Genomic DNA, 22,610 nt, shown 5'->3' with positions numbered 1-22,610 from the left:
TGAGTGACTGGGTTGCTCAAGATTGTCACCACTGGGACCGTGGCGACACATCAGGGTTTGCGTGGTGGGTGTCCCGCAGGCGTCCAGCCGCGGTGACGCGGGGTGTTCAGCGGTACACGGCCGGACGCTTGTCCAGAAACGCGGCGATGCCTTCCCCTGCGTTGGCATGGTGCAGGTTGCGAACAAAATGGTCGCGCTCGGACGCCAGTTGTGTGTGCAGCGATGCATCGACGGCGTCGTTGGCAAGTTCCTTGATGCTGGCCATGGCATTCGGTGCGCGCGCATTGAGTCGCTCGGCCAGCGCCAATGCCGCGAGCAGCGCGTCCTGCGCCTCGCACACCGCCGTGATCACACCCAGCGAATGCAGTCGAGTGGCATCGATCCGGTCGCCGCACATCAGCAACTGCAGCGCGGTGGCTCTGGGCAGGGTGCGCATCAGGCTCCAGCTGGCACCGCCGTCGGGCGACAGGCCCACGTTGCTGTAGGCCATCACGAAGACGCTGTTGTGCGCGGCGACCACCATGTCGCAGGCCAGGGCCAGCGAAAAGCCGGCACCGGCGCAAGAACCTTCGACGGCGGCGATCACCGGTTTGGGGAACACGCGGATGGTCTCGATCCAGTTGTGCAGACCCTCGATGCTCTGTGCCTGAACCTCGGGCGACTGCTGACGATTGGCCAGCAGTCGCTGCAGATTGCCTCCGGCGCAGAAATGGCTGCCCTCCCCGGTGATGACCACACTGCGCACGTCAGGACTGTTCTCCGCGACGTTCAGTGCTTCCACGCCAGCGGCGTAAATGTCGGGTCCGAGGGCGTTGCGGTGCTCGGGGTTGCTGATGGTCAGCACCATGGTCTGGCCATGGCTGTGGCTTTTGAGGCTGGCGGTCATGCGGTGTCCGTGTGCGAGGGTTCAGTCTTCTTCATGCATCAGGCTCAAGCCCAGGGCGCCACGGCGGCGCAGCCACGGGGATGGGCGGTAGCGCGGGTCGCCGTACACGGTCTGCATATTGAAGAGAACCTCAAGCACATTGGTGGGGCCGATGCGATCGCCCATGGCCAGGGGACCCATGGGGTAGCCAAGCCCCAGCGTCACCGCCACTTCCAGGTCCTTGGGGCTGCAGACGCCTTGCTGGCACATATCGGCCGCGATGTTGACGATGGTGGCCACCACGCGCTGGGTGACAAAGCCGCCGCTGTCACGCACCACGCTCACGGCTTTGCCGTCCTTGGCGAACAGGGCGTGTGCCGCGTCGCGCATGTCCGGGCGTGTGGCGGGGTTGGTGGCGAGCACGCGGCGTTTGGTGGCAGCATCGTCCAGCATCATGTCGATGCCGATGGTGCGGGTGGGGTCCAGCCGCTCGACGGCCGCCAGTGTGGTCACGTCCAGCCCCAGCGGCGCCACGAGGATCAGCGCTTGGCTGGATGGTTGCGCTGCGGTTTCAATGCTGGCACCGAGGTTCTTGAGCAATTGGTACAGCTCGGGGCGGCGCGCCGCCTTGGGCGATACCCAGACCGGCGGCAGCGCCACCATGGTGGGCACAGGAGGCTCGGCGGGCACCTGGGCCACGCCGTTGTCGTAGGCATAAAACCCTTCGCCCACTTTTTTCCCCACCACGCCCCCAGCCAGCCGCTGCGCAGTAATCACGCTTGGGCGATAGCGCGGTTCGTCGTAGTACTGGCGGTATATCGACTCCATCACGGGGTGCGACACATCCAGCGCGGTCAGGTCCATCAACTCGAAGGGGCCGAGCCGGAATCCCATTTGGTCCTTGAGGATGCGGTCGATGGTCGCAAAATCGGCCACCCGCTCACCGACCACCCTCAGCGCTTCCGTGCCGTAGCCGCGACCAGCGTGGTTCACGATAAAGCCGGGGGTGTCTTGAGCCGATACGGGTGTATGACCAAACTGTCGCGCGAATTCCGTCAATTTTTGACACACCTCGGCATGGGTTTTCAGCCCGGCGATCACCTCGACCACCCGCATCAATGGGACCGGGTTGAAGAAGTGGAAGCCGGCGAGTTGCCCGGGACGCTTGAGCGTCGCGCCAATCGCCGTCACCGAAAGCGAGGAGGTGTTGGTGGCCAGCACCGCTTCGGTTGCCAGGATCGACTCCAGCTCAGAAAAAAGCCGTTGTTTGATCTCGATTTTTTCGACAATGGCCTCGATCACCAACTGACATGGCGCCAGCGCGGACAGCGTTTCCACACAAGACACGCGGGCCAGCATCTCGGCCTGTTCCTCCGGTGTCAGCTTGCCTTTGAGCGTCAGCTTTTGCCAGGTGTCGGCCAAGGCCTGGCGTGCGGTGTCGGCCGCACCGGGTTGCATGTCAAACAGCAGCACCGAGCTACCGGCCTGTGCGGCCATCTGCGCGATGCCCCGACCCATGGCACCGGTTCCAACGACGCCGACGTTTTGAAAAGTGGGTTGCATATGAAAGTTGTATTCAAAGGGGGTGAGCATCAAGCTATGACAGAATGTTCCTACGAAGAAACGAAGGGGCTATGACGTGCGCCAGATCTGGATTGGCTCTATTTTGCTATCAACTGCTCTGGGGTCTACCGCAGCCACGTTGGGCCGGCACAGCGGCGCAGTGGTGATTGGCCGTCCGCTTGATGTTCGCGTGCAGGCGGTGGGTGGTCCCGACGAGGATGTGACCTCCTTGTGCATTCAGGCCGATGTGTTCTTCGGAGATGCCCAGCTGGCGCCGTCTTCCGTCCGCACGTCGACACAGCGCAATGCACCCGATGCCGAAGCCAGTGTGCGCATCCAGACCACCGTGGCGGTGAATGAGCCCCTCGTCAGTGTGGTGGTGCGCGTTGGCTGCGTTTCCGCGTTTTCGCGTCGTTATGTGTTGTTGGCCGATCCATTGTCCGAGCCCGCCGTGATACCCGGATTGCAGTCCAAACCGGTGGCAACCGCCAACCCGGACAGGCTTCCACCTTTGCCAGCGCTGGTACCCAAGCCTTCCGTTCGCCGTGGCGCTGCGAACCCGGTCAATGGGAGCGTCAGGGCCGATGTGCCGCCCAGAACTGGAGAAGAGGTTCGCGCTGCCACCCCAAACAAGCCCGGCAGTGTGGTTCGACGTCCCGTGGAGCCCCCCAAGGACAGCACGCCACGTCTTCAGCTGGATCCTGTGGATCTGACCTTGGCGATCGAGCGGGATCCAGCGCTCAAGTTGTCTTTGTCTTTGCTCAGCGAGCCCACCACCAGCGAGCAGGAGCGCTCCGCAGCGGCCCAGTTGTGGAAAGCCATCAATGCTTCTCCAGAGGACGTGCTGCGCGATGCGCAGAAGCTGTCTGTTCTGGAAGAGGAGGTCAAGGGGCTGCGTGAGATCGAGACCCGCAACAAGGTCGCTCTCCAGGAGCTGCAAGCGCAGTTGCAGCAAACGCGTTACACAACGTGGTTGGCCTACCTCCTGGGCGGGCTTTTGTTGCTGAGCCTTCTGGGCGCGCTGTATGCATGGCGTCGTCGCGGAAGCGCTCCGGCCGCCTCGGGAACCAAGAACTGGTGGGGGTCAGGAGCAGTCGAAAGACCCCCTGCCTCCACGTTGAAGACCAGTGTTGCGACCACCTCGGCCCATGGTGTCGACATCGACCTCAGCTTGGACAGTGAATCCGGTTTTGATGATTTGAGGCCCCTGCACAACAGCAGCCCTGCACGAGGGGGAGTGGTGCTCTCTTCGGCAGACCGGCGCGATTTCCCACCCAGTCAACCTGGTATGTCGAGGTCCGTGGCCACCGAAGAGTTGTTCGATATTCAGCAACAGTCGGACTTTTTCGTGTCGCTCGGTGAGTACGATCAAGCCATTGATGTGTTGAAAAACCACTTGAGCGAAAGCCAGGAGCCCAGTGCGCTGGCCTATCTCGACCTCTTCAAGCTCTATCACGACTTGGGACGCCGGGACGATTACCAGAAGCTGAGGGAAGAGTTCAACCAACAGTTCAATGCGGGGGCGCCCCTGTTTGACCAATACAGCGACGAAAGCCATGGACTGGAGGCCTATGAAACCGCCTTTGGGCGAATCCAGGCGCTGTGGCCTCAACCCAAGGTGTTGGATGTCATTGAGCAGTCCATCTTCAGGGATTCGAATGACACCGAGGCAGAGGTGTTTGATCTGGAGGCTTACCGCGAACTGCTGTTGCTGCACGCCATCGCCAAGGACATGATCAAGCGTGACTCCGATGGTGTGCCCGCTGGAGCTGACTTCCAGCACACCGCCATCAAGCCATTGAAGGCGGCGGGCAACAAGGCAATGGCCGCGACCGTTGCCAACGAATCAAGGGAGGGGCGTGTCACACAGCCGCTTGACGAATTGCCCCACACTTCACATCGCCTCGGACTCGATGTGGATCTGGATGCATTGTCAGAAATGTCGGCTTTCGAGGCTTCGCTTCCCGACGTGGCGGTTCCGGTCGAGGCCACAGCGAAGCCTGCGCCGCCACCCGGTACTCGGCCGTTGGCGGTGCCCGAAGGAAATCTGATCGACTTCGAGGTGCTGGATTTCATGCCACCGGACGATGCCCCGGACGTCAAGGACGGCAGCAAGTAAGGCGTTCTGAGTGAACGGGTCAACGGCGAACTTGCAATGCGCCAGGATTGACGATGTTCGTGGGCGTTCCCTTGATGTAATTGACGACGTTATCGAAAGCTGCCGAAAACAGGGTTTCGTAGTTGTCAAGTTCAACATAGCCAATGTGCGGAGTGCAGATGCAATTCTCCAGCCGCAACAGGGCATGGCCCTGAAGAATGGGTTCGGACTCAAACACATCGACGGCAGCCATGCCTGGGCGACCCCGGTTCAGGGCAGTCAACAACGCTTCGGCCTCAATGAGTTCAGCGCGCGAAGTGTTCACCAGCAACGAAGTGGGCTTCATTTGAGACAGATCGTCCAGCGTCACGCAACCTGCGCTGCGTTCGCTCAAACGCAAGTGCAGGCTGAGCACATCAGATTGCTCAAACAAGGCCTTGCGGTTCTCCGCCACTTCGTAGCCATCCGACACAGCCAACGCCCGGGTGCTTTCGCTTCCCCAGATGATCACCCGCATGCCGAATGCCCGACCGTAGGCTGCGACCAGCTTCCCGATGCGGCCATAGCTCCAGATTCCCAGGGTCTTGCCGTGCAGAACCGACCCGAGTCCAAAGTTGACGGGCATGGAGGACGCCTTCAGCCCAGACTGTTGCCACGCACCGTGTTTGAGGTTGGCAACATATTGCGGAATGCGTCGCATGGAGGCCATGATCAAAGACCAGGTGAGCTCAGCGGTGGCAATCGGCGAGCTATTGCCTTCGGCCACCGCGATGCCGCGCTCGGTACAAGCACTCACGTCGATGTGTTGACCGACACGTCCGGTTTGGGAGATCAGCTTGAGCCGTGGCAGCTTCTCAACCAACAGGCGTGAAATCTGTGTCCGTTCCCGTATCAACACCACGATATCGGCATCGCGCAAGCGAACCGCGAGTTGGCCAACGCCTTTTACGGTGTTCGTGAAGACCTTGGCGGGATAGGGCTCCAGCCGAGCAGCACAATCCAGCTTGCGCACGGCATCTTGATAGTCGTCGAGAATGACAATGTTCATGGGAGCTATTGTGCCCGCAAGGACCGTCAATCCGGGGCGACAAAGCGGTCGCCAATGCCATACAAATTATCGTTGGCTTCAGATGCAAGCCTCGGTTCCAGCAGGAGGGTGTTCTTGTGCCGCAAGCCGATCCAGTTCAGCACACACGTCCGCCATGCGACCGGAAATCACCAACCGTGCGTCCGTGCGCAGGCCACCGTTGGATGCTTGCATGATCTGCACCTGACGGACTCGGGCAGGTGCTGTCGCAACAGGTGGTGCGCTTCCACCCATGGCAGTGGTGGCAATGGGCGACGTAACACGGTTCCCACCCAGCCAGCCCGCTCTGGAAAATCGTTGAAACAGTGATGGAATGCCTCGGTGGGCGGAGGTTCTGTGCTCGGGGGCTGGTAACCAGCTGTCGATCAGCTGAAGCGGCGCGCGCCAAGTGTTGGTGTTGATGCGGATTCCCATGCGAAACTCCTGTCAGGGGTTTGAACACAGGCAGGATTCAAAACAATGGCCGTCTGCACAGGGATGTGTCCCGCCGACACCAATGCCGGATGGACCAAACGCCCGCCACCTGCTGAGACAGCATCGACCCGCTGGGTCAGATCTGAAAGCTGTTGCGAATCAGGCCCACGGCGAGGCCTTCGATTTCAAATGGCTCGCCCGGTTGAACCAGAATGGTTTTGTACTCAGGATTTTCGGCGTGCAGCTCGATCTGGTCCTCGCGCCGCATGAACCGTTTCACCGTCACGTCATCACCCAGGCGTGCGACCACGATCTGGCCATTTTTTGCGTCCTTTGAGGACTGCACCGCCAGAAGATCGCCATCGATGATGCCCACATCCCGCATGGACATTCCGCGGACCCGGAGCAGGTAGTCTGGTGTGCGCTGAAACAGGCTGCGCTCGACGTGATAGGTCTGATCCACATGCTCTTGAGCGAGGATGGGGGAACCTGCTGCCACACGTCCAATCAGGGGCAACATCAGCTGTGTCAGGCTGGGCAGCGGCAGTGTAAGCTGCTGCGCCCGCTGCTCATTGATTGATCTGAGGTCGCTGCTGCGCAGGCGGATGCCACGGGAAGTTCCGCTGACCAGTTCGATCACACCTTTTCGCGCCAGCGCCTGCAGGTGTTCTTCTGCCGCGTTGGCTGACTTGAACCCCAGCTCGGAAGCGATTTCTGCACGGGTTGGTGGAGCGCCGGTGCGCGCAATGGCGTTCTGGATCAATTCCAGAATCTGCTGTTGACGGGCAGTGAGTTTGGGGGGGAACGACTCGATCATGAGAACCTCGTGGTTGGGCCGACTGCGGTGCAGGTTGCGTTACTGTTTTCTTATCCAGTATCTGTATTTTTAACCAGTTTCAAGGGCTTGACAAGTGGCTACGACAAAAGAAGTGAAGCGTCGGGTGATCCTGGGTACGGGCGGCACCATCGCCGGTCGATCGAACCGTCAAAGCGACAATGTGGGGTATGTGGCGGGGGAAGTGCGGGTAGAAGACCTGATGGCGAGCGTTCCCGCGCTGTCCAGCATGTGTCTGGAGGTGGAGCAACTTGATCAGATCGACAGCAAGGACATGGGCTTTGCATTGTGGAAGCGTTTGGCCGAGCGGGTAGCCCACCATGTGGCGCGAGAGGACGTCGCGGGCGTGGTGATCACGCACGGTACTGACACGCTGGAAGAAACGGCCTATTTCTTAGAGCGGGTGCTTCGGCCGGTCAAGCCTGTGGTGATCACCTGTGCCATGCGTCCTTCCACGGCGCTGGTGCCAGATGGGCCACAGAACCTGCTGGATGCGGTGAACGCAGCGGGATGTGTTGATCTGTCAGGGGTGGTCGTGGTTTGCGCGGGCCTGGTTCACCGTGCGGAGCATGTGGCCAAGGTGCACAGCTATCGGGTGGACGCCTTTGACTCGGGCGATGCTGGCCCAATGGCCTGTGTTGAAGAAGGCGAAGTGCGCTGGTTTCATCCACCCCAGCGGACCTCTGTGACTTCAGCCGGTGACACAACGTTGCTGCACCAAGTCCTAGCGGCTGAAGCAATGCCTCGTGTGGACATTGTGACGAGCCATGCCGATGCCGATGGAGGGATGGTTCGTGCGTTGCTGGCGGCGAGCGCCGTGGACGCTGCACATCTGCCCCGTGGCCTGGTGGTGGCGGCGACAGGCAACGGCACCGTTCACCGGGCGCTGGAGGCGGCATTGCGCGAGGCGCAGCAGCGGGGCGTGCGCGTGATACGCGCCACCCGTTGTGCCAGGGGGCGTGTGATCCCCGACGCCGCGAACCCCTTGCACGACTCAGCCGGGCTGTCACCGGTCAAGGCCCGCCTTGCACTCGCACTGGATCTCCTGAGCGAATGAGACAGAACCCACCCGCAATCACAAAAAAACCGGCCAAGGCCGGTTTTTTTGTAGCACAAGGCTTGGTCAGCGCGACAAAGCCTCGAATGCCCGGGCGGTGATCTCTTCCACCGAGCCCGTGCCTGCAATGGCTCTGTATTTGGGGGCGGCGCCAGCGTCGGATTTGGCCCAGTTGCTGTAGTAGTCCACCAGCGGACGCGTCTGGGCGCTGTACACCTCCAGGCGCTTCTTCACGGTCTCTTCCTTGTCATCTTCACGCTGGATGAGCGGTTCACCGGTGACGTCGTCATGGCCCTCGGTTTTGGGCGGATTGAACTTGACGTGGTAGGTGCGCCCGGAAGCGGGATGCGAGCGGCGGCCACTCATGCGCTCGATGATGGCGTCAAAAGGCACGTCGATTTCAAGCACGTAATCGAGCTTCACGCCGGCGGCTTTCATTGCGTCGGCCTGGGGGATGGTGCGGGGGAATCCGTCGAACAGGAAGCCATTGGCGCAATCGGCCTGGGCAATGCGCTCCTTGACCAGATTGATGATCAGGTCATCGCTCACGAGTCCGCCGGATTTCATCACGGCATCGGCTTGCTGGCCCAACGGCGTGCCCGCCTTCACTGCGGCACGAAGCATGTCGCCAGTGGAGATCTGGGGGATACCGTATTTTTGGCAAATGAAGGTGGCTTGCGTGCCTTTGCCGGCACCGGGAGCGCCCAACAGAATCAGTCTCATCGTCTTCCTTTTTTCAGCGTTTCAATCGGGACCGCCGGTCTCCGGCAGCGGCTCCCTGCTTCACAGGGAGGGGCGACCATTTGAGGATAGCATGGGCCACCTCGCCGCTGGCTTACAGCCAGGGAGGTCAACGGCCGGCGATCAGTGCGCGCACCCGCTCCAGATCTTCGGGTGTGTCTACGCCCGCGCCAGGTGCATGGGTCGCGAGATGCACGGAGATGCGCTCGCCGTGCCAGAGCGCGCGAAGCTGCTCCAGCGCCTCGGTATGCTCCATCGGCGCAGCCTCCAGCGTCGGGAAACGGCGAAGGAAGCCTGCCCGGTAACCGTACACGCCGATGTGGCGCAAGGGTGCAGGGGAGGGGAGTTCTGGCGGCGTTCCGCCGGACATTCCATCGCGCCACCAGGCAATGGGCGCCCGGCTGAAATAGAGAGCCGTGCCACGCCGGTCGGTCACCACTTTGACCACGTTCGGGTTGATGAAGTCGGCCACCCGGTCGATGGCGTGGGCTGCGGTGCTCATTGCGCAGTCAGGCCGCCGTTCGAGTTCGTCTGCCACTGCCCGAATCAGCTGCGGGTCGATCAGCGGTTCATCTCCCTGCACATTCACTACCACGGCCTCATCGCCGAGGGACAGCAACCCGCAGGCCTCGGCCAGGCGATCGCTGCCGGAGGCATGGTCGGGTCGTGTGAGCAGCGCGACGACCCCGTGCCTGGCGCAAGCTTGCAGGATGCGTTCATCGTCGGCCGCGACCACGACGCGTGACGCGCCACTCTTTTCAGCTTGCCGGGCCACCCGAACCACCATGGGCACGCCTCCGATGTCGGCCAGTGGCTTGTCGGGCAGTCGGCTGGAACCCATGCGAGCCGGGATGAGCACGCAAAAACCAGCGCCCTCCGCTGCGCTTCGGTTCATGCTGCGGGTGCGGGGGGGCGCGCAGCTTCCTCGTCCGTCAAGGGGCGTGCTTCGTGTTCCAGGAGGATGGGAATGCCATCGCGCAGAGGATAGGCCAGACGCGCGCTGCGCGAGATCAGCTCCTGTTTCTCGCGATCAAAAACCAGCGGGCCTTTGGTGACCGGGCAGACCAGAAGTTCAAGCAGTTTGGTGTCCATGCGTTGATGATAGTCGCGCGTGCGGTAGCGCCGTCAGCCGCTGATCGAGCGCATTGAAGAAGGCCGGATCGGGGTGAAGCTGCAGTGGTATGGCCCAACACAACAGGGCGTGGGGCGCGCCGGCGGCGGGCAAACAGGCGAACAGCTTGACGGCGTCTTTTTCTGTGCAGAGCACGGTCCCCGTCAACGTGGAGAGGAGGCTGCGGAAGTGCTCTGGTCCGGCGTGATCGGGCAGGGCCACCGTGTGATTCAGGCTCAACCCACGTTCACGCAGCATCTCGAAAAAAACCTCTGGGCGGGCAATGCCTGCCACCGCCGTCAGGGGTTGGCCTTGCAGTGCCGTCAACGCGCACCGTTCACCGTGGGGGCCCAGCGCCTCGTCGGCCAGCCGCCGCGGGGCCCAGAACGCGGGAACGCCGTCGGGCAGTGCCAATGGAGCGGGCTCGCCAGTGCCCTCGCGCTGCTGGCGCAGCACCAGGTCGGGCACGTGGGCCTGACCCGGCCTCGGTGGCCAGGGTTCGCGCAGCAGGCCGGCGGGCAGCAGCCAGCCGTTGCCGGTGCGCCGGTCGTCAAACACCGCGATGGCGATGTCGCGCCCCAGCGCGAAATGCTGCAGACCGTCGTCGCAGAGCAGCACATTCACCTCGGGATGACGGGCCAACAAGGCCCGCGCGGCCAGCACCCGCTTTCTTGCCACGAACACTGGAACGCCGCTGGAACGACGAATCAGGGTGGGCTCATCGCCACCTTCGTCGGCCGGAGTGTCGACCAGCACCTCCCTTGTTTCATGGCCTTGGCGACCATGGCCGCGGGAGACGACGCCAGGCGTCCAGCCGCGCGCCTTGAGGTGCTCGAGCAACGCGAGCACGGTGGGGGTTTTTCCGGCGCCTCCGACCACCACGTTGCCCACCACGATGACCGGCACGGGCAACCGCTCGGTGCGCAGGATGCCGACGGAATAAAGCCATCGTCGTCCGCTGGACAGCGCCCGGTAGACGAGCGACAGGGGCCACAGGAGCGTCGCCTGCCAGCCGCGCCGCGCCCAGATGGAGTGCCAGCGGACTGGTGCATCGGAGCGACTCATGAGGGGGTCGCTGTAAAGGTCAGGACTTGCCGCGCGATGGAGCCGTGCCTGACTGCTGGGTGGCAAAGGTGATCTGCACCAGCCCTGCACGGCGTGCCGCGTCCATCACATTGATGACCGACTGGTGGGTGGCCGCTGCATCGGCGCTGATGATGATCACGACGTCGCGAGTGTCCTGTGCGGCCTGCTGCAAGGCGCGGGTGAGTACCTCCACGCTCACACCGTCCAGGACGTCCTGGTTGAGGGCATAGCGGCCGTCACTGCTCACCGAAACGATCACTTCCTTGGGTGTCGTGCGCTGAGCCTCGGCATCGGCCACGGGCAGGTTCACCTGCAGCTGGGTGAACTTGCTGTAGGTCGTGGTGAGCATCAGAAAGATCAACACGACCAGCAGGATGTCGATGAACGGGATCAGGTTGATCTCGGGTTCATCGCGGGTGCCCGGGCGGAAATTCATGCTGGCTTCCTTGACGTCGGCGGGTTCTTGGTCCCCATTCGCTGGTCCGAGCAGATCATTTGCGCAGCGTGACGAGGTGGCGCGCGAAGCGCTCGGAAGCCAGTTCCATGCCCAGCAGGTAGTCGTCCACCCGCGCGCGGAAGTAGCGCCAGAAGATCAAGGCCGGGATGGCCACCATGAGGCCGAAGGCGGTGTTGTAGAGCGCGATCGAAATGCCGTTGGCCAGTTGGGCCGGATTGCCGCCGCCGGGCACCGCGCCCATGCCACCGTCGCCGCCCTGGGAGCCGAAGATCTCGATCATGCCGATCACCGTGCCCAGCAAACCGAGCAGCGGTGCGGCCGAGGCGATGGTTGCGAGCGCGCCCAGGTAACGCTGCAGTTTGGCGGCCGCCATGCGCCCCGCGCCTTCCAGGCTGGAGCGCAGATCGTCCTCGCTGGCGCGGGGGTTGCTGGTGAGGACACGGAAACCGCTGGCCAGCACCTCGCCGAAGGCGGAGTTCTGTTCCAGCTGTGTCACCACATCGGGCCCGGGAATGCCGTTGCGCGACACCATGATCGCTTCGTCCAGCAGTTTGGGCGGCAGGATCTTGTCGGCTTTGAGGCTGATGAAGCGTTCGATCACGAGGGCCAGACCGACCACGGAACAGAAAATGAGCGGCCAGATCGGCCAGCCAGCGGCTTGTATGATGGAAAACAAATCAGGGCTCCAGACAAAAAGCCGCGCTGTCGCGGCTCCAGTGCAATCGCTGGGATTATGTCTCAGGCCTCGGCCCTGTCCGTTCGGCGGCAGGCCCGGTTACCTCGGTGAATCGCATGTTCCAGCAAGGCCCTTGCCATGCACAGATTCTGTGGATAACTTTGTGCAGAACCCCCACCCGACCCGCTCCGATCCCGCAGCCCGACTGGGCTTCCACAATTCGATGACAAAACAGGCAGTGCAAAATCCTTTGAAATCAACGGCTTGCTCGTTTGCCTTGGACGAATGCCGTACTGGGTGCGACAACCCCAGTGTTTGCGCCGTCTGTGGACACAATCACCCCGGAGATGCCTGTGTCTGAGCCGCTTTCGGCCGCAGAGGCTTCATTGACGCGGCGTGTCTGGGCGGTTGGGCCCCTGATGCGCGCCATTGCAGACACCTTGGCGGCGAGATTCAATCCCGTGGCGGTGCGCGGCGAGGTTTCAGGTTTTTCACGTGCGGCGAGTGGCCATTGTTACTTTTCGTTGAAGGACGACAGTGGTCAGGTGCGGTGTGCCATGTTCCGGCGCGCGGCCGAGCAACTGAATTTCGTCCCTCGTGATGGCCTGATGGTCGAGGCGCAAGGCAAGCTGGATGTGTATGGCCCGCGAGGTGATCTCCAGCTCATCGTGGACAGCCTCAAGCCCGCGGGGCAGGGCGCGCTGTTCGAACAATTCCTTCGCCTCAAGGCGAAGCTGGAGGCCGAGGGGCTGTTCGACGCGGTACGCAAGCGCCCGCTGCCCCCCCAGCCGCGCAGCATTGGGGTGGTCACTTCGCTCGGGGCCGCAGCGCTCAGGGACGTGGTCACGGCCTTGCGGCGCCGCGTGCCTCACATCCCGGTGTTGATCTACCCCGCCGCGGTGCAGGGTGCGCAGGCACCTGCCGAGCTGTGCAGCGCCCTGGAAACCGCGTACCAACGTCACCAGGCGCATGGGGAGAGCGAGGTGCTGCTGCTGGTGCGGGGCGGTGGATCGCTGGAAGACCTCTGGTCGTTCAACGACGAGGCGCTGGTGCGCACCCTGGCGCGAGCACCGATGCCGGTGGTGTGTGGTGTCGGCCATGAAACCGATTTCACCCTGGCCGATTTCGTGGCCGACCTGCGTGCGCCCACGCCGACCGCTGCGGCCGAGCTGTGCGCGCCCTCGCGTGAGACCCGGCGTGGCGAACTGGCCTACCTTCAGGAGCGCATCGACGAAGCCGTCTACAGCGCCATCGATCAGCGCGCCCAGCGCCTGGACCGGTTGGCGCAACGGCTGGGCAGGCCCTCCGGCCGCTTGCACGACAGCCGCCAGCAGCTCGCCGGTGCCCAGCACCGCATGCAGAGCGCCATGCTGCTGTTCCGGCAGCGCCAGAACCACCAGCTGGACGTGTTGGAGCGGTCTCTGCCGCTGAGCGCGCACCGGGCGCTGGAGGTTCACGCGCGGCGGATCGAGCACTGCGGGGCCGCTCTGGCGTTGCTCGATCCGCGGCTGGTGCTGGAGCGCGGTTATGCGTTCTTGACCGATGCGCAGGGTTTGGCCATCACACGGACGAGCCAAGCCCGCCCCGGACAACCGCTGCGTGCCACGCTGGCCGATGGCGAACTGGGTGTCACGGTCGATCGTTGAGACCGCTTCGTGGGCTTCGGCGCGCCGCCGCCTGCAACCCGGCTCTGTCTTGCCTACAATGCCTCAGCGCCCTTCGGCCGGACGTCTCGCCGACCGACCCTTTTTCACTTTCCATACAAGAGGACCCCACATGGAACACACCCTTCCCGCACTGCCTTACGCGATCGACGCCCTGGCGCCGCATTACTCCCAGGAAACGCTGGAGTTTCACCATGGCAAGCACCACAACGCCTATGTGGTCAACCTCAACAACCTCCAGAAGGGCACCGAGTTTGAAGCCATGGACCTCGAGTCCATCATCAAGAAATCCAGCGGCGGCGTGTACAACAACTCGGCCCAGATCTGGAACCACACCTTCTTCTGGAACTGCATGAAGCCCAATGGCGGCGGCGAGCCTTCCGGCGCACTGGCCGCGGCCATCAACGCCAAGTTCGGCAGCTATGCCGCCTTCAAGGAAGCCTTCGTCAAGAGCGCCGTGGGCAACTTCGGTTCGGGCTGGACCTGGCTGGTGAAGAAGGCCGACGGATCGGTGGACATCGTCAACATGGGCGCCGCTGGCACCCCCCTGACCACCGCCGACAAGGCGCTGCTGACCGTGGACGTGTGGGAACACGCCTACTACATCGACTACCGCAACATGCGTCCCAAGTTCGTTGAAACCTTCCTCGACAAGCTGGTCAACTGGTCCTTCGCCGAAGCCAACTTCGCCTGATCGGATTTCCTGGTTGAGCAAAGGGCTCGAAGGCCATGCCTTCGGGCCCTTTTCTTTTGGTGGTGAAAAAAAGTCGGACTATTTTCCCGTTATTTTCGCTATATGGGATAACGATTCAAATTTCGGGTTTGAGGTCAGAGGACTGAAAGCAAAATCTCACACCATCTTCCGGTTCGGCCGATCCTCGTGCGGATCAGCGGGATTCCAACAACGACATCAGGAGCCATTTCATGAGCACCCAGCCCTCCACCATCATCTACACGCTGACCGACGAAGCACCGCTGTTGGCCACCAGCGCTTTCCTGCCCATCGTTCGCACGTTCACCGAGCCGGCCGGTGTCCATGTGGAAACCAGCGACATCTCGGTGGCTGCGCGCATCCTGGGCACTTTCCCGGACTACCTCACCGAGGAGCAGCGGGTGCCCGACTACCTGGCTGAGCTGGGCAAGCTGACGCTGCAGTCCAGCGCCAACATCATCAAGCTGCCCAACATCAGCGCTTCCCAGGGCCAGCTGATCGCTGCGATCAAGGAATTGCAGGAGAAGGGCTATGCCGTTCCTGATTACCCCGAAGTGCCCAAGACGGAAGAAGAGAAGGCCATTCGCGCGCGCTATGCCCGCTGCATCGGCAGCGCCGTGAACCCCGTGCTGCGTGAGGGCAATTCCGACCGTCGCGCGCCGCGCGCCGTGAAAGAGTTTGCGCGCAAGAACCCGCACAGCATGGCCGACTGGAGCCAGGCTTCCCGGTCGCACGTTTCTCACATGCACCACGGCGACTTCTATCACGGTGAAAAGTCCATCACGCTGGACAAGGCCCGTGACGTCAAGATGGAACTGATCACCACCAGTGGCAAAACCATCGTGCTCAAGCCCAAGGTGTCGCTGCTGGACCGGGAGGTCATCGACAGCATGTTCATGAGCAAGAAGGCGCTCATGGAGTTCTATGAGAAAGAGATCGAAGACGCCTACAAGACCGGCGTGATGTTCTCGCTGCACGTCAAGGCCACCATGATGAAGGTCTCGCACCCCATCGTGTTCGGTCACTGCGTCAAGATCTTCTACAAGGAAGCGTTCGAGAAGCACGCCAAGCTGTTTGAAGAACTCGGCGTGAACGTGAACAACGGCATGGCCAACCTGTACGACAAGATCTCCACGCTGCCGCAAAGCAAGCAGGACGAGATCAAGCGCGACCTGCATGCCTGCCACGAGCACCGCCCCGAACTGGCCATGGTGGATTCGGCCAAGGGCATCACCAACTTCCATTCGCCCAACGACATCATCGTGGACGCTTCCATGCCCGCCATGATCCGCAACGGCGGCAAGATGTGGGGCGCCGACGGCCGCCTGAAGGACGTGAAGGCTGTGATGCCCGAGTCGACCTTTGCCCGCATCTACCAGGAGATCATCAACTTCTGCAAGTGGCACGGCGCCTTCGACCCCAAGACCATGGGCACCGTGCCCAACGTCGGCCTGATGGCCCAGCAGGCCGAGGAATACGGCTCACACGACAAGACCTTCGAGATCTCCGAAGACGGCGTGGCCAACATCACCGACCTCGCCACGGGCGAAGTGCTGCTGAGCCAGAACGTGGAGCAAGGCGACATCTGGCGCATGTGCCAGGTCAAGGACGCCGCCATCCGCGACTGGGTGAAGCTGGCCGTGAACCGTGCGCGGAATTCGGGCATGCCCGTGGTGTTCTGGCTGGACCAGTACCGTCCGCACGAGGCGCAGCTGATCACCAAGGTCAAGATGTACCTGCACGAGCACAACACCGCCGGGCTGGAAATCCAGATCATGAGCCAGGTGCGTGCCATGCGCTACACGCTGGAGCGCGTCATCCGCGGTCTGGACACCATCAGCGCCACCGGCAACATCCTGCGCGACTACCTGACCGACCTGTTCCCCATCATGGAACTGGGTACCTCGGCCAAGATGCTGTCCATCGTGCCCCTGATGGCGGGTGGCGGCATGTACGAGACGGGCGCCGGCGGCTCCGCACCCAAGCACGTGCAGCAACTGGTGGAAGAAAACCACCTGCGCTGGGACTCGCTGGGTGAATTCCTGGCGCTGGCCGTGTCGCTGGAAGACCTGGGGCTGAAAACGGGCAACAACCAGGCCAAGATCCTGGCCAAGACACTGGACGCTGCCACCGGCCAGCTGCTGGACAACAACAAGAACCCGTCGCCCAAGACCGGTCAGCTCGACAACCGCGGCAGCCAGTTCTACCTCGCCCTGTACTGGGCCCAGGCCTTGGCGGAGCAGACCGACGATGCGGCGCTGGCGGCCCGGTTTGCGCCGTTGGCCCAGCAGCTGGCCGACAACGAGCAGACCATCGTGGCTGAACTCGCGGCCGTTCAGGGTCAGCCGGTGGACATCGGCGGTTACTACAAGCCGGATTTCGACAAGCTTGCGAAGGTGATGCGTCCCAGCCAGACGCTGAACGCAGCGTTGGAGGCGGCGGCCAAGGCCTGATCGGCCACAGGTGCTTCGCCCGGCGGGCGGAACACCCGACGGAAAACAGCCCGGATCCGCGTCAGCGGTCCGGGCTGTTTTGTTTCATGGGCGCGAAGTCAGCGACGTGGTTCGAACAGCGGCCCGCTGAGTTTGGCACCTGCTTTCAATCCCCGCTTGGCGAACCAGCCCTGGTTCATTTCCAGAACGTAGCGCACGGGCTTGGCCGAACAGTGCGAGTCCTCGGTCTGCGGCTTCATGTCGGCCAGATTGACGATGGTGCCGTCGTCGGCCACGAAAGCCGCGGTGAGCGGCAGCAAGGTGTTCTTCATCCAGAAGCACTGCCCGGCGGGTTCCTCGAAGACGAAGACCATGCCCTCGTTGGCGGGCATGTCCTGACGGAACATGAGCCCGACCGATCGCTGCTCCGGGGTGGTGGCCACCTGGGCCTGGATCAGGTGCATGCCGGCGGTCAGGGTCACGCGGGGCAAGTTTGTTTGCGGCCCGTCACGGGACCACGCGGGCCCCGACATGGTCACGAGCAGGGCGGCGAGAAGGGCGAGCAGTCGGTTCATGGGGAACGGGTGATGGTCACGGGGTTGGAGGCATTGTGCTTCATTCAACAGACGGGTTTTCCCTTGAAATGAGGGGCATACGGCCAAAAAATGAGCACTAGAATTTGTCGGTCTGATCCTCAGATGACGCCGTCATCGCAAGGTTCACACGCCTCTTGCCCTTTCTTCCAACCGGAGTCCCGCTCTCATGTACCAGCACATCAAGGTGCCCGCCCAGGGCCAGAAGATCACCGTCAACGCCGACATGTCGCTGAAGGTGCCGGACGAGCCGATCATTCCCTACATCGAGGGGGACGGCACCGGTCTGGACATCACGCCCGTGATGCTCAAGGTGGTCGATGCCGCGGTCGCCAAGGCCTATGGCGGCCAGCGGAAGATCCACTGGATGGAGGTCTACGCGGGTGAAAAATCGACTCAGGTCTATGGCCCGGACGTGTGGCTGCCGGAAGAAACCCTGAAGGTCTTGCGGGAGTACGTGGTGTCGATCAAGGGTCCGCTGACCACGCCCGTGGGCGGCGGCATCCGTTCGCTGAACGTGGCGTTGCGCCAGGAACTCGACCTCTACGTGTGCCTGCGCCCGGTGCAGTACTTCAAGGGCGTGCCTTCCCCGGTGAAAGAGCCCGAGAAAACCAACATGGTCATCTTCCGCGAGAACTCGGAAGACATCTACGCCGGCATCGAGTACGAAGCCCAGTCCGACAAAGCGAAGAAGCTCATCAAGTTCCTGATCGACGAGATGGGTGTGACGAAGATCCGATTCCCCAACACCTCGGGCATCGGCATCAAGCCGGTGTCGAGCGAAGGCACCGAACGGCTGATGCGCAAGGCCATCCAGTACGCCATCGACAACGACAAGCCCAGCGTGACCATCGTGCACAAGGGCAACATCATGAAATACACCGAAGGCGGCTTCCGCGACTGGGCGTATGGCCTGGCGCAGACCGAATTCGGTGCCGAGCTGATCGACGGCGGCCCGTGGTGCAAGTTCAAGAACCCGAAGACCGGCAAGGACATCGTGATCAAGGACGTGATCGCCGACGCCTTCCTGCAGCAGATCCTGCTGCGCCCGGCCGAGTACTCGGTGGTGGCCACGCTGAACCTCAACGGTGACTACATCTCCGACGCCCTGGCCGCTCAGGTGGGCGGCATCGGTATCGCGCCCGGCGCCAACCTGAGCGACTCGGTGGCCTGCTTTGAAGCCACCCACGGCACAGCGCCGAAGTACGCCGGCAAGGACTATGTGAACCCCGGTTCCGAAATCCTGTCGGCCGAAATGATGCTGCGCCACATGGGCTGGAAAGAGGCGGCCGACCTGATCATCAGCTCGATCGAGAAATCCATCGCCAGCAAGAAGGTCACCTACGACTTCGCCCGCCTGATGGAAGGCGCCACGCAGGTGTCCTGCTCCGGTTTCGGTCAGGTGATGATCGACAACATGTAGCCTTTGCGATCTGCCCTTCGTCGAGCGGATGAACGGTGAAACTGGGAAAAACCGCCGGGAAGCGTGCTTCCTCGGCGGTTTTCTTTTGCGCCAGCGCCGCACAATGGGCCTTGTCAAACAAGGGATTCCGCGCCGAGGCTGCCGGTGCAGGATGCCCCCGCCCCGTGTCTGTGCTGGTGGTTGTTGTGTGGTTGCGATCCCCCCAGGGCCTTGGGGTCGGTCTCACGCCGCTAGAATGGTTTTCATGGCGACCCAGAATCCGAAAAAACCTCCCACTCCCGTCTTGCCTCCCGGCGTGGGCAGCGACGACTCGGTGGTGCTTGAACGTCGCACTCAGCGCACCAAGCCGCCGCAGATGTTTCAGGTGGTGCTGCTCAATGATGATTTCACGCCCATGGAGTTCGTGGTTCACGTGATTCAGGAGTTTTTCAGCAAGGACCGTGAAACGGCGACCCAGATCATGTTGAAGATCCACCTCGAAGGCAAGGGCATCTGTGGTGTGTATTCCCGCGATGTGGCCGGCACGAAGGTCGATCAGGTGCTGGCCGCGGCCCGTGGCGCCGGCCATCCCTTGCAATGCCTGAGCGAACCAGTTGAATAAAGACGTATCCGCCCCACTTGATGGTCTCTTCCCTTTAAATCACCCCGTAGACGTTCGCGTTTCAGACCACCCCCAGCCCAAAGGAAGCGTCCATGATTGCCCAGGAACTTGAAGTCAGCTTGCATATGGCCTTCGTCGAGGCCCGGCAACAGCGACACGAATTCATCACGGTCGAGCACCTGCTGCTCGCCTTGCTCGACAACCCCAGCGCCGCCGAGGTGTTGCGGGCCTGTTCGGCCAACATCGACGACCTGCGCAAGTCCCTGACCAATTTCATCAAGGACAACACGCCCCAGGTCGCCGGCTCTGACGAGGTGGACACCCAGCCCACGTTGGGTTTCCAGCGCGTGATCCAGCGCGCCATCATGCATGTGCAGTCCACCGGCAACGGCAAGAAGGAAGTGACCGGCGCCAACGTGCTGGTGGCGATCTTCGGTGAGAAAGATTCCCACGCCGTCTATTACCTCCACCAGCAGGGCGTGACGCGCCTGGACGTGGTGAACTTCATCGCCCACGGCATTCGCAAGAGCGATCCCCCCGAGGCGAGCAAGCCGGGCGAGAGCGCGGCCGAAAACGAAGAGGCTGGCGAAGCCAAGCAGAATGAAAAGGCTTCGCCTCTGGAGCAGTTCACCCAGAACCTCAACCAGCTGGCCAAAGACGGCAAGATCGATCCGCTGATCGGCCGCGAGTACGAGGTCGAGCGCGTCATCCAGATCCTGTGCCGCCGCCGCAAGAACAACCCCCTGCTGGTCGGCGAGGCCGGCGTGGGCAAGACCGCCATTGCCGAGGGCCTGGCCTGGCGCATCACGCAGGGTGATGTGCCGGAAATCCTGGCCGAATCCAGCGTGTATTCGCTGGACATGGGCGCGTTGCTGGCCGGCACCAAGTACCGCGGAGACTTCGAGCAGCGCCTCAAGGGTGTGCTCAAGTCGCTGAAGGACAAGCCCAACGCGATCCTCTTCATCGACGAAATCCACACGCTGATCGGTGCGGGTGCGGCTTCGGGCGGCACGCTGGACGCGTCCAACCTGCTCAAGCCCGCGCTGTCCAGTGGCCAGCTCAAGTGCATCGGCGCGACCACTTTCACCGAGTACCGCGGCATCTTCGAAAAAGACGCCGCGCTGAGCCGCCGTTTCCAGAAGGTGGACGTGGTGGAGCCCACCGTGCAGGAGACAGTGGACATCCTCAAGGGACTGAAGTCGCGTTTCGAAGAGCACCACGGCGTGAAGTACGCGCTGGCCGCCCTGCAGGCCGCGGCCGAGCTCAGCGCCAAGTACATCAATGACCGGCATCTGCCCGACAAGGCGATTGACGTGATCGACGAAGCCGGTGCCGCGCAGCGCATTCTGCCGATCTCCAAGCGCAAGAAGACGATCAGCAAAACCGAAGTTGAAGAGATCGTGGCCAAGATCGCGCGCATCCCGCCGGCCAACGTCTCCAACGACGACCGCGGCAAGCTCCAGACCCTGGAACGCGACCTGAAGAGCGTGGTGTTCGGTCAGGACAAGGCGCTGGAAGTCCTGGCGGCGAGCGTCAAGATGGCGCGTTCCGGCCTGGGCAAGAGCGACAAGCCGATCGGCGCCTTCCTGTTCAGCGGCCCCACGGGTGTCGGCAAGACCGAGGCCGCCAAGCAGCTGGCCTACATCATGGGCATCGACCTGTTGCGCTTCGACATGTCCGAGTACATGGAGCGTCACGCGGTCAGCCGCCTGATCGGCGCCCCTCCGGGCTACGTGGGCTTTGACCAGGGTGGCTTGCTGACCGAGGCCATCACGAAGAAGCCGCACTGCGTGTTGCTGCTTGACGAGATCGAGAAGGCGCACCCGGACATCTTCAACGTGCTGCTGCAGGTCATGGACCACGGCACGCTGACCGACAACAACGGGCGCAAGGCCGACTTCCGCAACGTCATCATCATCATGACGACGAACGCGGGTGCCGAGACCATGAACAAAGCCACCATCGGCTTCACCAACCCACGCGAATCGGGTGACGAAATGGGCGACATCAAGCGCCTGTTCACGCCCGAGTTCCGCAACCGGCTGGACGCGATGGTGAGCTTCAAGGCGCTCGACGAAAACGTCATCATGCGCGTGGTGGACAAGTTCCTGCTGCAGCTCGAAGGCCAGCTGGCCGAGAAGAAGGTGGAAGTCACGTTCACCGACGCGCTGCGCAAGCACCTGGCCAAGAAGGGTTTCGATCCGCTCATGGGAGCGCGCCCGATGCAGCGTCTGATCCAGGACACGATCCGTCGTGCGCTGGCCGACGAATTGCTGTTCGGTCGCCTGGTCGATGGCGGACGCCTGACGGTGGACCTGGAAACCAAGACAGGTGAAGACGGCAAAGAGACGCAGGAAGTGAAGCTGGACATCCTCCCCGTGCCCAAGAAAGAAGGCAAGGCCAAGCCGGAAGAGGCCACCACGGGCTGAACGCACGCTTCGTGCGTCCCCACCAAAAAAAAGCCCGGCATGCCGGGCTTTTTTTGCTCGCTGACGGTGTCAGCGTGTGCGCCAGGCCAGCACCGCATCCGCCCACTTGTTGCCGAGCTTCGATTCACCCGTCGGACTGGGATGCACACCGTCGTAGTTGTCGCCGACCGAATATCCAGCGGCCTGGTTGACCACCGCGATGGGCGAGGTGGCGCTGGAGCGCGATGTGGCGATGCCATCCACCAGCCTGTTCAGCGCCGCGGTGCCCGACGGGTCGGGGCTGGCGGGAATGATCTTCGCGAGCAGGATGTGGGTGTCGGCCTTGCTGGCGCGGATCGCGTCGATCACGCCACCCAGCTCCTGGGCGATGCCACTGGCGCCTTGTCCGGCCAGCACATCGTTGGTGCCCAGGTGGATCAGGACCACATCGGGGTTGGACTGGCCTACGAGACCGGAAATCCGGGGCAGGAGTTGATTCACCGAGTAGTCCCAGTACCCCTCGTGGTCCTGGTCGAAGTCGGCGTTCGGGGGCGCCGTGGAGCCGCTGTCCCGAAACCCACGGGACACTCCCGACTTGCTGCCCACGAGATCGACCACACAACCTGCGCCGTTCAGGCGCTGCCAGAGCACGCGGCGGTAGCTGTTGTGGCCGGTTTCGGCTTCGGTGATCGAGTCGCCCATCGGCATGATGCGAAGGGCTCCGCCTTCGGTTCCGCAACTGGCCACTTTCTGGGCGGTCGTCCCGCTTCCGGCGTCGTCGCTGCTG

21 protein-coding genes are annotated in these 22,610 nt (G+C 62.5%); 8 read left to right on the top strand and 13 right to left on the bottom strand.

Translation table 11 applies throughout. The annotated features are described in order from the left end of the window. Window positions 1-106: 106 nt before the first annotated feature. A complete protein-coding gene (locus tag IM738_RS08890; RefSeq protein WP_236965505.1) occupies window positions 107-886 on the bottom strand; it encodes an oxepin-CoA hydrolase, alternative type in 780 nt (259 codons plus the stop codon). Window positions 887-907: 21 nt separating this feature from the next. After that, a complete protein-coding gene (locus tag IM738_RS08885; RefSeq protein ID WP_236965504.1) occupies window positions 908-2,428 on the bottom strand; it encodes a 3-hydroxyacyl-CoA dehydrogenase in 1,521 nt (506 codons plus the stop codon). Window positions 2,429-2,504: 76 nt separating this feature from the next. Here IM738_RS08885 and IM738_RS08880 point away from each other — a divergent pair, with 76 nt between their 5' ends. Next, window positions 2,505-4,547, top strand: coding sequence for a hypothetical protein (locus IM738_RS08880; RefSeq protein WP_236965503.1), 2,043 nt, complete (start codon window positions 2,505-2,507; stop codon window positions 4,545-4,547). Window positions 4,548-4,566: 19 nt separating this feature from the next. On the opposite strand, the gene IM738_RS08875 is transcribed toward IM738_RS08880, so the two are convergent. The 3 genes from IM738_RS08875 to lexA form a co-directional block, all read right to left on the bottom strand. Then, complete coding sequence (locus tag IM738_RS08875) at window positions 4,567-5,574, bottom strand: D-2-hydroxyacid dehydrogenase family protein (RefSeq protein WP_236965502.1); 1,008 nt, start codon at window positions 5,572-5,574, stop codon at window positions 4,567-4,569. 78 nt (window positions 5,575-5,652) lie between these two features. Continuing rightward, window positions 5,653-6,027, bottom strand: a complete 375-nt coding sequence (locus tag IM738_RS08870) for a hypothetical protein (RefSeq protein ID WP_236965501.1) — start codon at window positions 6,025-6,027, stop codon at window positions 5,653-5,655. Between the two features lie 136 nt (window positions 6,028-6,163). Beyond that, the gene (gene lexA, locus IM738_RS08865) at window positions 6,164-6,844 is read right to left on the bottom strand and encodes a transcriptional repressor LexA (protein WP_236965500.1); all 681 of its coding nucleotides are present in this window, start codon (window positions 6,842-6,844) and stop codon (window positions 6,164-6,166) included. Between the two features lie 112 nt (window positions 6,845-6,956). Between lexA and IM738_RS08860 the strand changes: the two genes are divergently transcribed. Next, a complete protein-coding gene (locus IM738_RS08860; protein ID WP_236965499.1) occupies window positions 6,957-7,919 on the top strand; it encodes an asparaginase in 963 nt (320 codons plus the stop codon). Between the two features lie 66 nt (window positions 7,920-7,985). Here IM738_RS08860 and adk read toward each other — a convergent pair whose 3' ends face one another. The 6 genes from adk to IM738_RS08830 all read right to left on the bottom strand — a co-directional run bounded on the left by adk (window position 7,986) and on the right by IM738_RS08830 (window position 11,990). After that, window positions 7,986-8,642: an adenylate kinase gene (gene adk, locus IM738_RS08855; protein WP_236965498.1), complete on the bottom strand. Its 657-nt coding sequence runs from the start codon at window positions 8,640-8,642 to the stop codon at window positions 7,986-7,988. A 127-nt stretch (window positions 8,643-8,769) separates the two neighbouring features. After that, window positions 8,770-9,555 (bottom strand): 3-deoxy-manno-octulosonate cytidylyltransferase, encoded by a 786-nt coding sequence (gene kdsB / locus IM738_RS08850; protein ID WP_236965497.1) that lies wholly within the window; start codon window positions 9,553-9,555, stop codon window positions 8,770-8,772. After that, window positions 9,552-9,752 (bottom strand): Trm112 family protein, encoded by a 201-nt coding sequence (locus IM738_RS08845; protein WP_236965496.1) that lies wholly within the window; start codon window positions 9,750-9,752, stop codon window positions 9,552-9,554. Before IM738_RS08845 ends, kdsB begins: the two co-directional genes overlap by 4 nt. Further along, window positions 9,733-10,836, bottom strand: coding sequence for a tetraacyldisaccharide 4'-kinase (gene lpxK, locus IM738_RS08840; protein ID WP_236965495.1), 1,104 nt, complete (start codon window positions 10,834-10,836; stop codon window positions 9,733-9,735). The genes IM738_RS08845 and lpxK overlap by 20 nt, the downstream gene beginning before the upstream one ends. 19 nt (window positions 10,837-10,855) lie before the next feature. Then, complete coding sequence (locus tag IM738_RS08835) at window positions 10,856-11,293, bottom strand: ExbD/TolR family protein (protein ID WP_236965494.1); 438 nt, start codon at window positions 11,291-11,293, stop codon at window positions 10,856-10,858. 55 nt (window positions 11,294-11,348) lie between these two features. Beyond that, window positions 11,349-11,990: a MotA/TolQ/ExbB proton channel family protein gene (locus IM738_RS08830; protein WP_236965493.1), complete on the bottom strand. Its 642-nt coding sequence runs from the start codon at window positions 11,988-11,990 to the stop codon at window positions 11,349-11,351. A 347-nt stretch (window positions 11,991-12,337) separates the two neighbouring features. On the opposite strand from IM738_RS08830, the gene xseA reads away from it, so the two are divergent. From xseA to IM738_RS08815, 3 genes are all read left to right on the top strand, one after another. Continuing rightward, a complete protein-coding gene (gene xseA, locus IM738_RS08825) occupies window positions 12,338-13,636 on the top strand; it encodes an exodeoxyribonuclease VII large subunit (protein WP_442908500.1) in 1,299 nt (432 codons plus the stop codon). 130 nt (window positions 13,637-13,766) lie between these two features. Next, entirely contained in the window at window positions 13,767-14,348 is a 582-nt protein-coding gene (locus tag IM738_RS08820) for a superoxide dismutase (protein WP_236965491.1), read from the top strand. 230 nt (window positions 14,349-14,578) lie between these two features. Continuing rightward, a complete protein-coding gene (locus tag IM738_RS08815; protein WP_236965490.1) occupies window positions 14,579-16,819 on the top strand; it encodes an NADP-dependent isocitrate dehydrogenase in 2,241 nt (746 codons plus the stop codon). A gap of 98 nt (window positions 16,820-16,917) precedes the next feature. On the opposite strand, the gene IM738_RS08810 is transcribed toward IM738_RS08815, so the two are convergent. After that, window positions 16,918-17,331 carry a DUF192 domain-containing protein gene (locus tag IM738_RS08810; protein ID WP_236966280.1) on the bottom strand — a complete coding sequence of 138 codons (414 nt, stop codon included), beginning with the start codon at window positions 17,329-17,331 and terminating at the stop codon, window positions 16,918-16,920. A 229-nt stretch (window positions 17,332-17,560) separates the two neighbouring features. Here IM738_RS08810 and icd point away from each other — a divergent pair, with 229 nt between their 5' ends. The 3 genes from icd (at window position 17,561) to clpA (ending at window position 21,844) form a co-directional block, all read left to right on the top strand. Then, a complete protein-coding gene (gene icd / locus IM738_RS08805) occupies window positions 17,561-18,814 on the top strand; it encodes an NADP-dependent isocitrate dehydrogenase (RefSeq protein WP_236965489.1) in 1,254 nt (417 codons plus the stop codon). A 235-nt stretch (window positions 18,815-19,049) separates the two neighbouring features. After that, on the top strand, window positions 19,050-19,415 hold the full coding sequence (gene clpS, locus IM738_RS08800) for an ATP-dependent Clp protease adapter ClpS (RefSeq protein WP_236966279.1): 366 nt from the start codon (window positions 19,050-19,052) through the stop codon (window positions 19,413-19,415). A gap of 92 nt (window positions 19,416-19,507) precedes the next feature. Then, window positions 19,508-21,844: an ATP-dependent Clp protease ATP-binding subunit ClpA gene (gene clpA / locus IM738_RS08795; protein ID WP_236965488.1), complete on the top strand. Its 2,337-nt coding sequence runs from the start codon at window positions 19,508-19,510 to the stop codon at window positions 21,842-21,844. Between the two features lie 69 nt (window positions 21,845-21,913). Here the strand turns inward: clpA and IM738_RS08790 are convergent, their stop codons facing one another. Continuing rightward, a complete protein-coding gene (locus IM738_RS08790) occupies window positions 21,914-22,531 on the bottom strand; it encodes a GDSL-type esterase/lipase family protein (RefSeq protein WP_236965487.1) in 618 nt (205 codons plus the stop codon). Window positions 22,532-22,610: the final 79 nt, after the last annotated feature.

Origin of the sequence: Hydrogenophaga sp. SL48 (assembly GCF_021729865.1) — a bacterium.
In the GTDB taxonomy this organism is placed as follows: Bacteria; Pseudomonadota; Gammaproteobacteria; order Burkholderiales; family Burkholderiaceae_C; genus Hydrogenophaga.
The sequence above is the reverse complement of the archived record's forward strand: the minus strand, read 5'-3'. Positions and strand labels throughout refer to the sequence as shown.

Coding starts and splice junctions, on each gene's coding strand:
- IM738_RS08890 (WP_236965505.1), bottom strand. CDS start 886: ATGACCGCCAGCCTCAAAAGCCACAGCCATGGCCAGACCATGGTGCTG.
- IM738_RS08885 (WP_236965504.1), bottom strand. CDS start 2,428: ATGCAACCCACTTTTCAAAACGTCGGCGTCGTTGGAACCGGTGCCATG.
- IM738_RS08875 (WP_236965502.1), bottom strand. CDS start 5,574: ATGAACATTGTCATTCTCGACGACTATCAAGATGCCGTGCGCAAGCTG.
- IM738_RS08870 (WP_236965501.1), bottom strand. CDS start 6,027: ATGGGAATCCGCATCAACACCAACACTTGGCGCGCGCCGCTTCAGCTG.
- lexA (WP_236965500.1), bottom strand. CDS start 6,844: ATGATCGAGTCGTTCCCCCCCAAACTCACTGCCCGTCAACAGCAGATT.
- adk (WP_236965498.1), bottom strand. CDS start 8,642: ATGAGACTGATTCTGTTGGGCGCTCCCGGTGCCGGCAAAGGCACGCAA.
- kdsB (WP_236965497.1), bottom strand. CDS start 9,555: ATGAACCGAAGCGCAGCGGAGGGCGCTGGTTTTTGCGTGCTCATCCCG.
- IM738_RS08845 (WP_236965496.1), bottom strand. CDS start 9,752: ATGGACACCAAACTGCTTGAACTTCTGGTCTGCCCGGTCACCAAAGGC.
- lpxK (WP_236965495.1), bottom strand. CDS start 10,836: ATGAGTCGCTCCGATGCACCAGTCCGCTGGCACTCCATCTGGGCGCGG.
- IM738_RS08835 (WP_236965494.1), bottom strand. CDS start 11,293: ATGAATTTCCGCCCGGGCACCCGCGATGAACCCGAGATCAACCTGATC.
- xseA (WP_442908500.1), top strand. CDS start 12,338: ATGCCTGTGTCTGAGCCGCTTTCGGCCGCAGAGGCTTCATTGACGCGG.
- IM738_RS08820 (WP_236965491.1), top strand. CDS start 13,767: ATGGAACACACCCTTCCCGCACTGCCTTACGCGATCGACGCCCTGGCG.
- IM738_RS08815 (WP_236965490.1), top strand. CDS start 14,579: ATGAGCACCCAGCCCTCCACCATCATCTACACGCTGACCGACGAAGCA.
- IM738_RS08810 (WP_236966280.1), bottom strand. CDS start 17,331: ATGTCGGGGCCCGCGTGGTCCCGTGACGGGCCGCAAACAAACTTGCCC.
- icd (WP_236965489.1), top strand. CDS start 17,561: ATGTACCAGCACATCAAGGTGCCCGCCCAGGGCCAGAAGATCACCGTC.
- clpS (WP_236966279.1), top strand. CDS start 19,050: ATGGTTTTCATGGCGACCCAGAATCCGAAAAAACCTCCCACTCCCGTC.
- clpA (WP_236965488.1), top strand. CDS start 19,508: ATGATTGCCCAGGAACTTGAAGTCAGCTTGCATATGGCCTTCGTCGAG.
- IM738_RS08790 (WP_236965487.1), bottom strand. CDS start 22,531: ATGCCGATGGGCGACTCGATCACCGAAGCCGAAACCGGCCACAACAGC.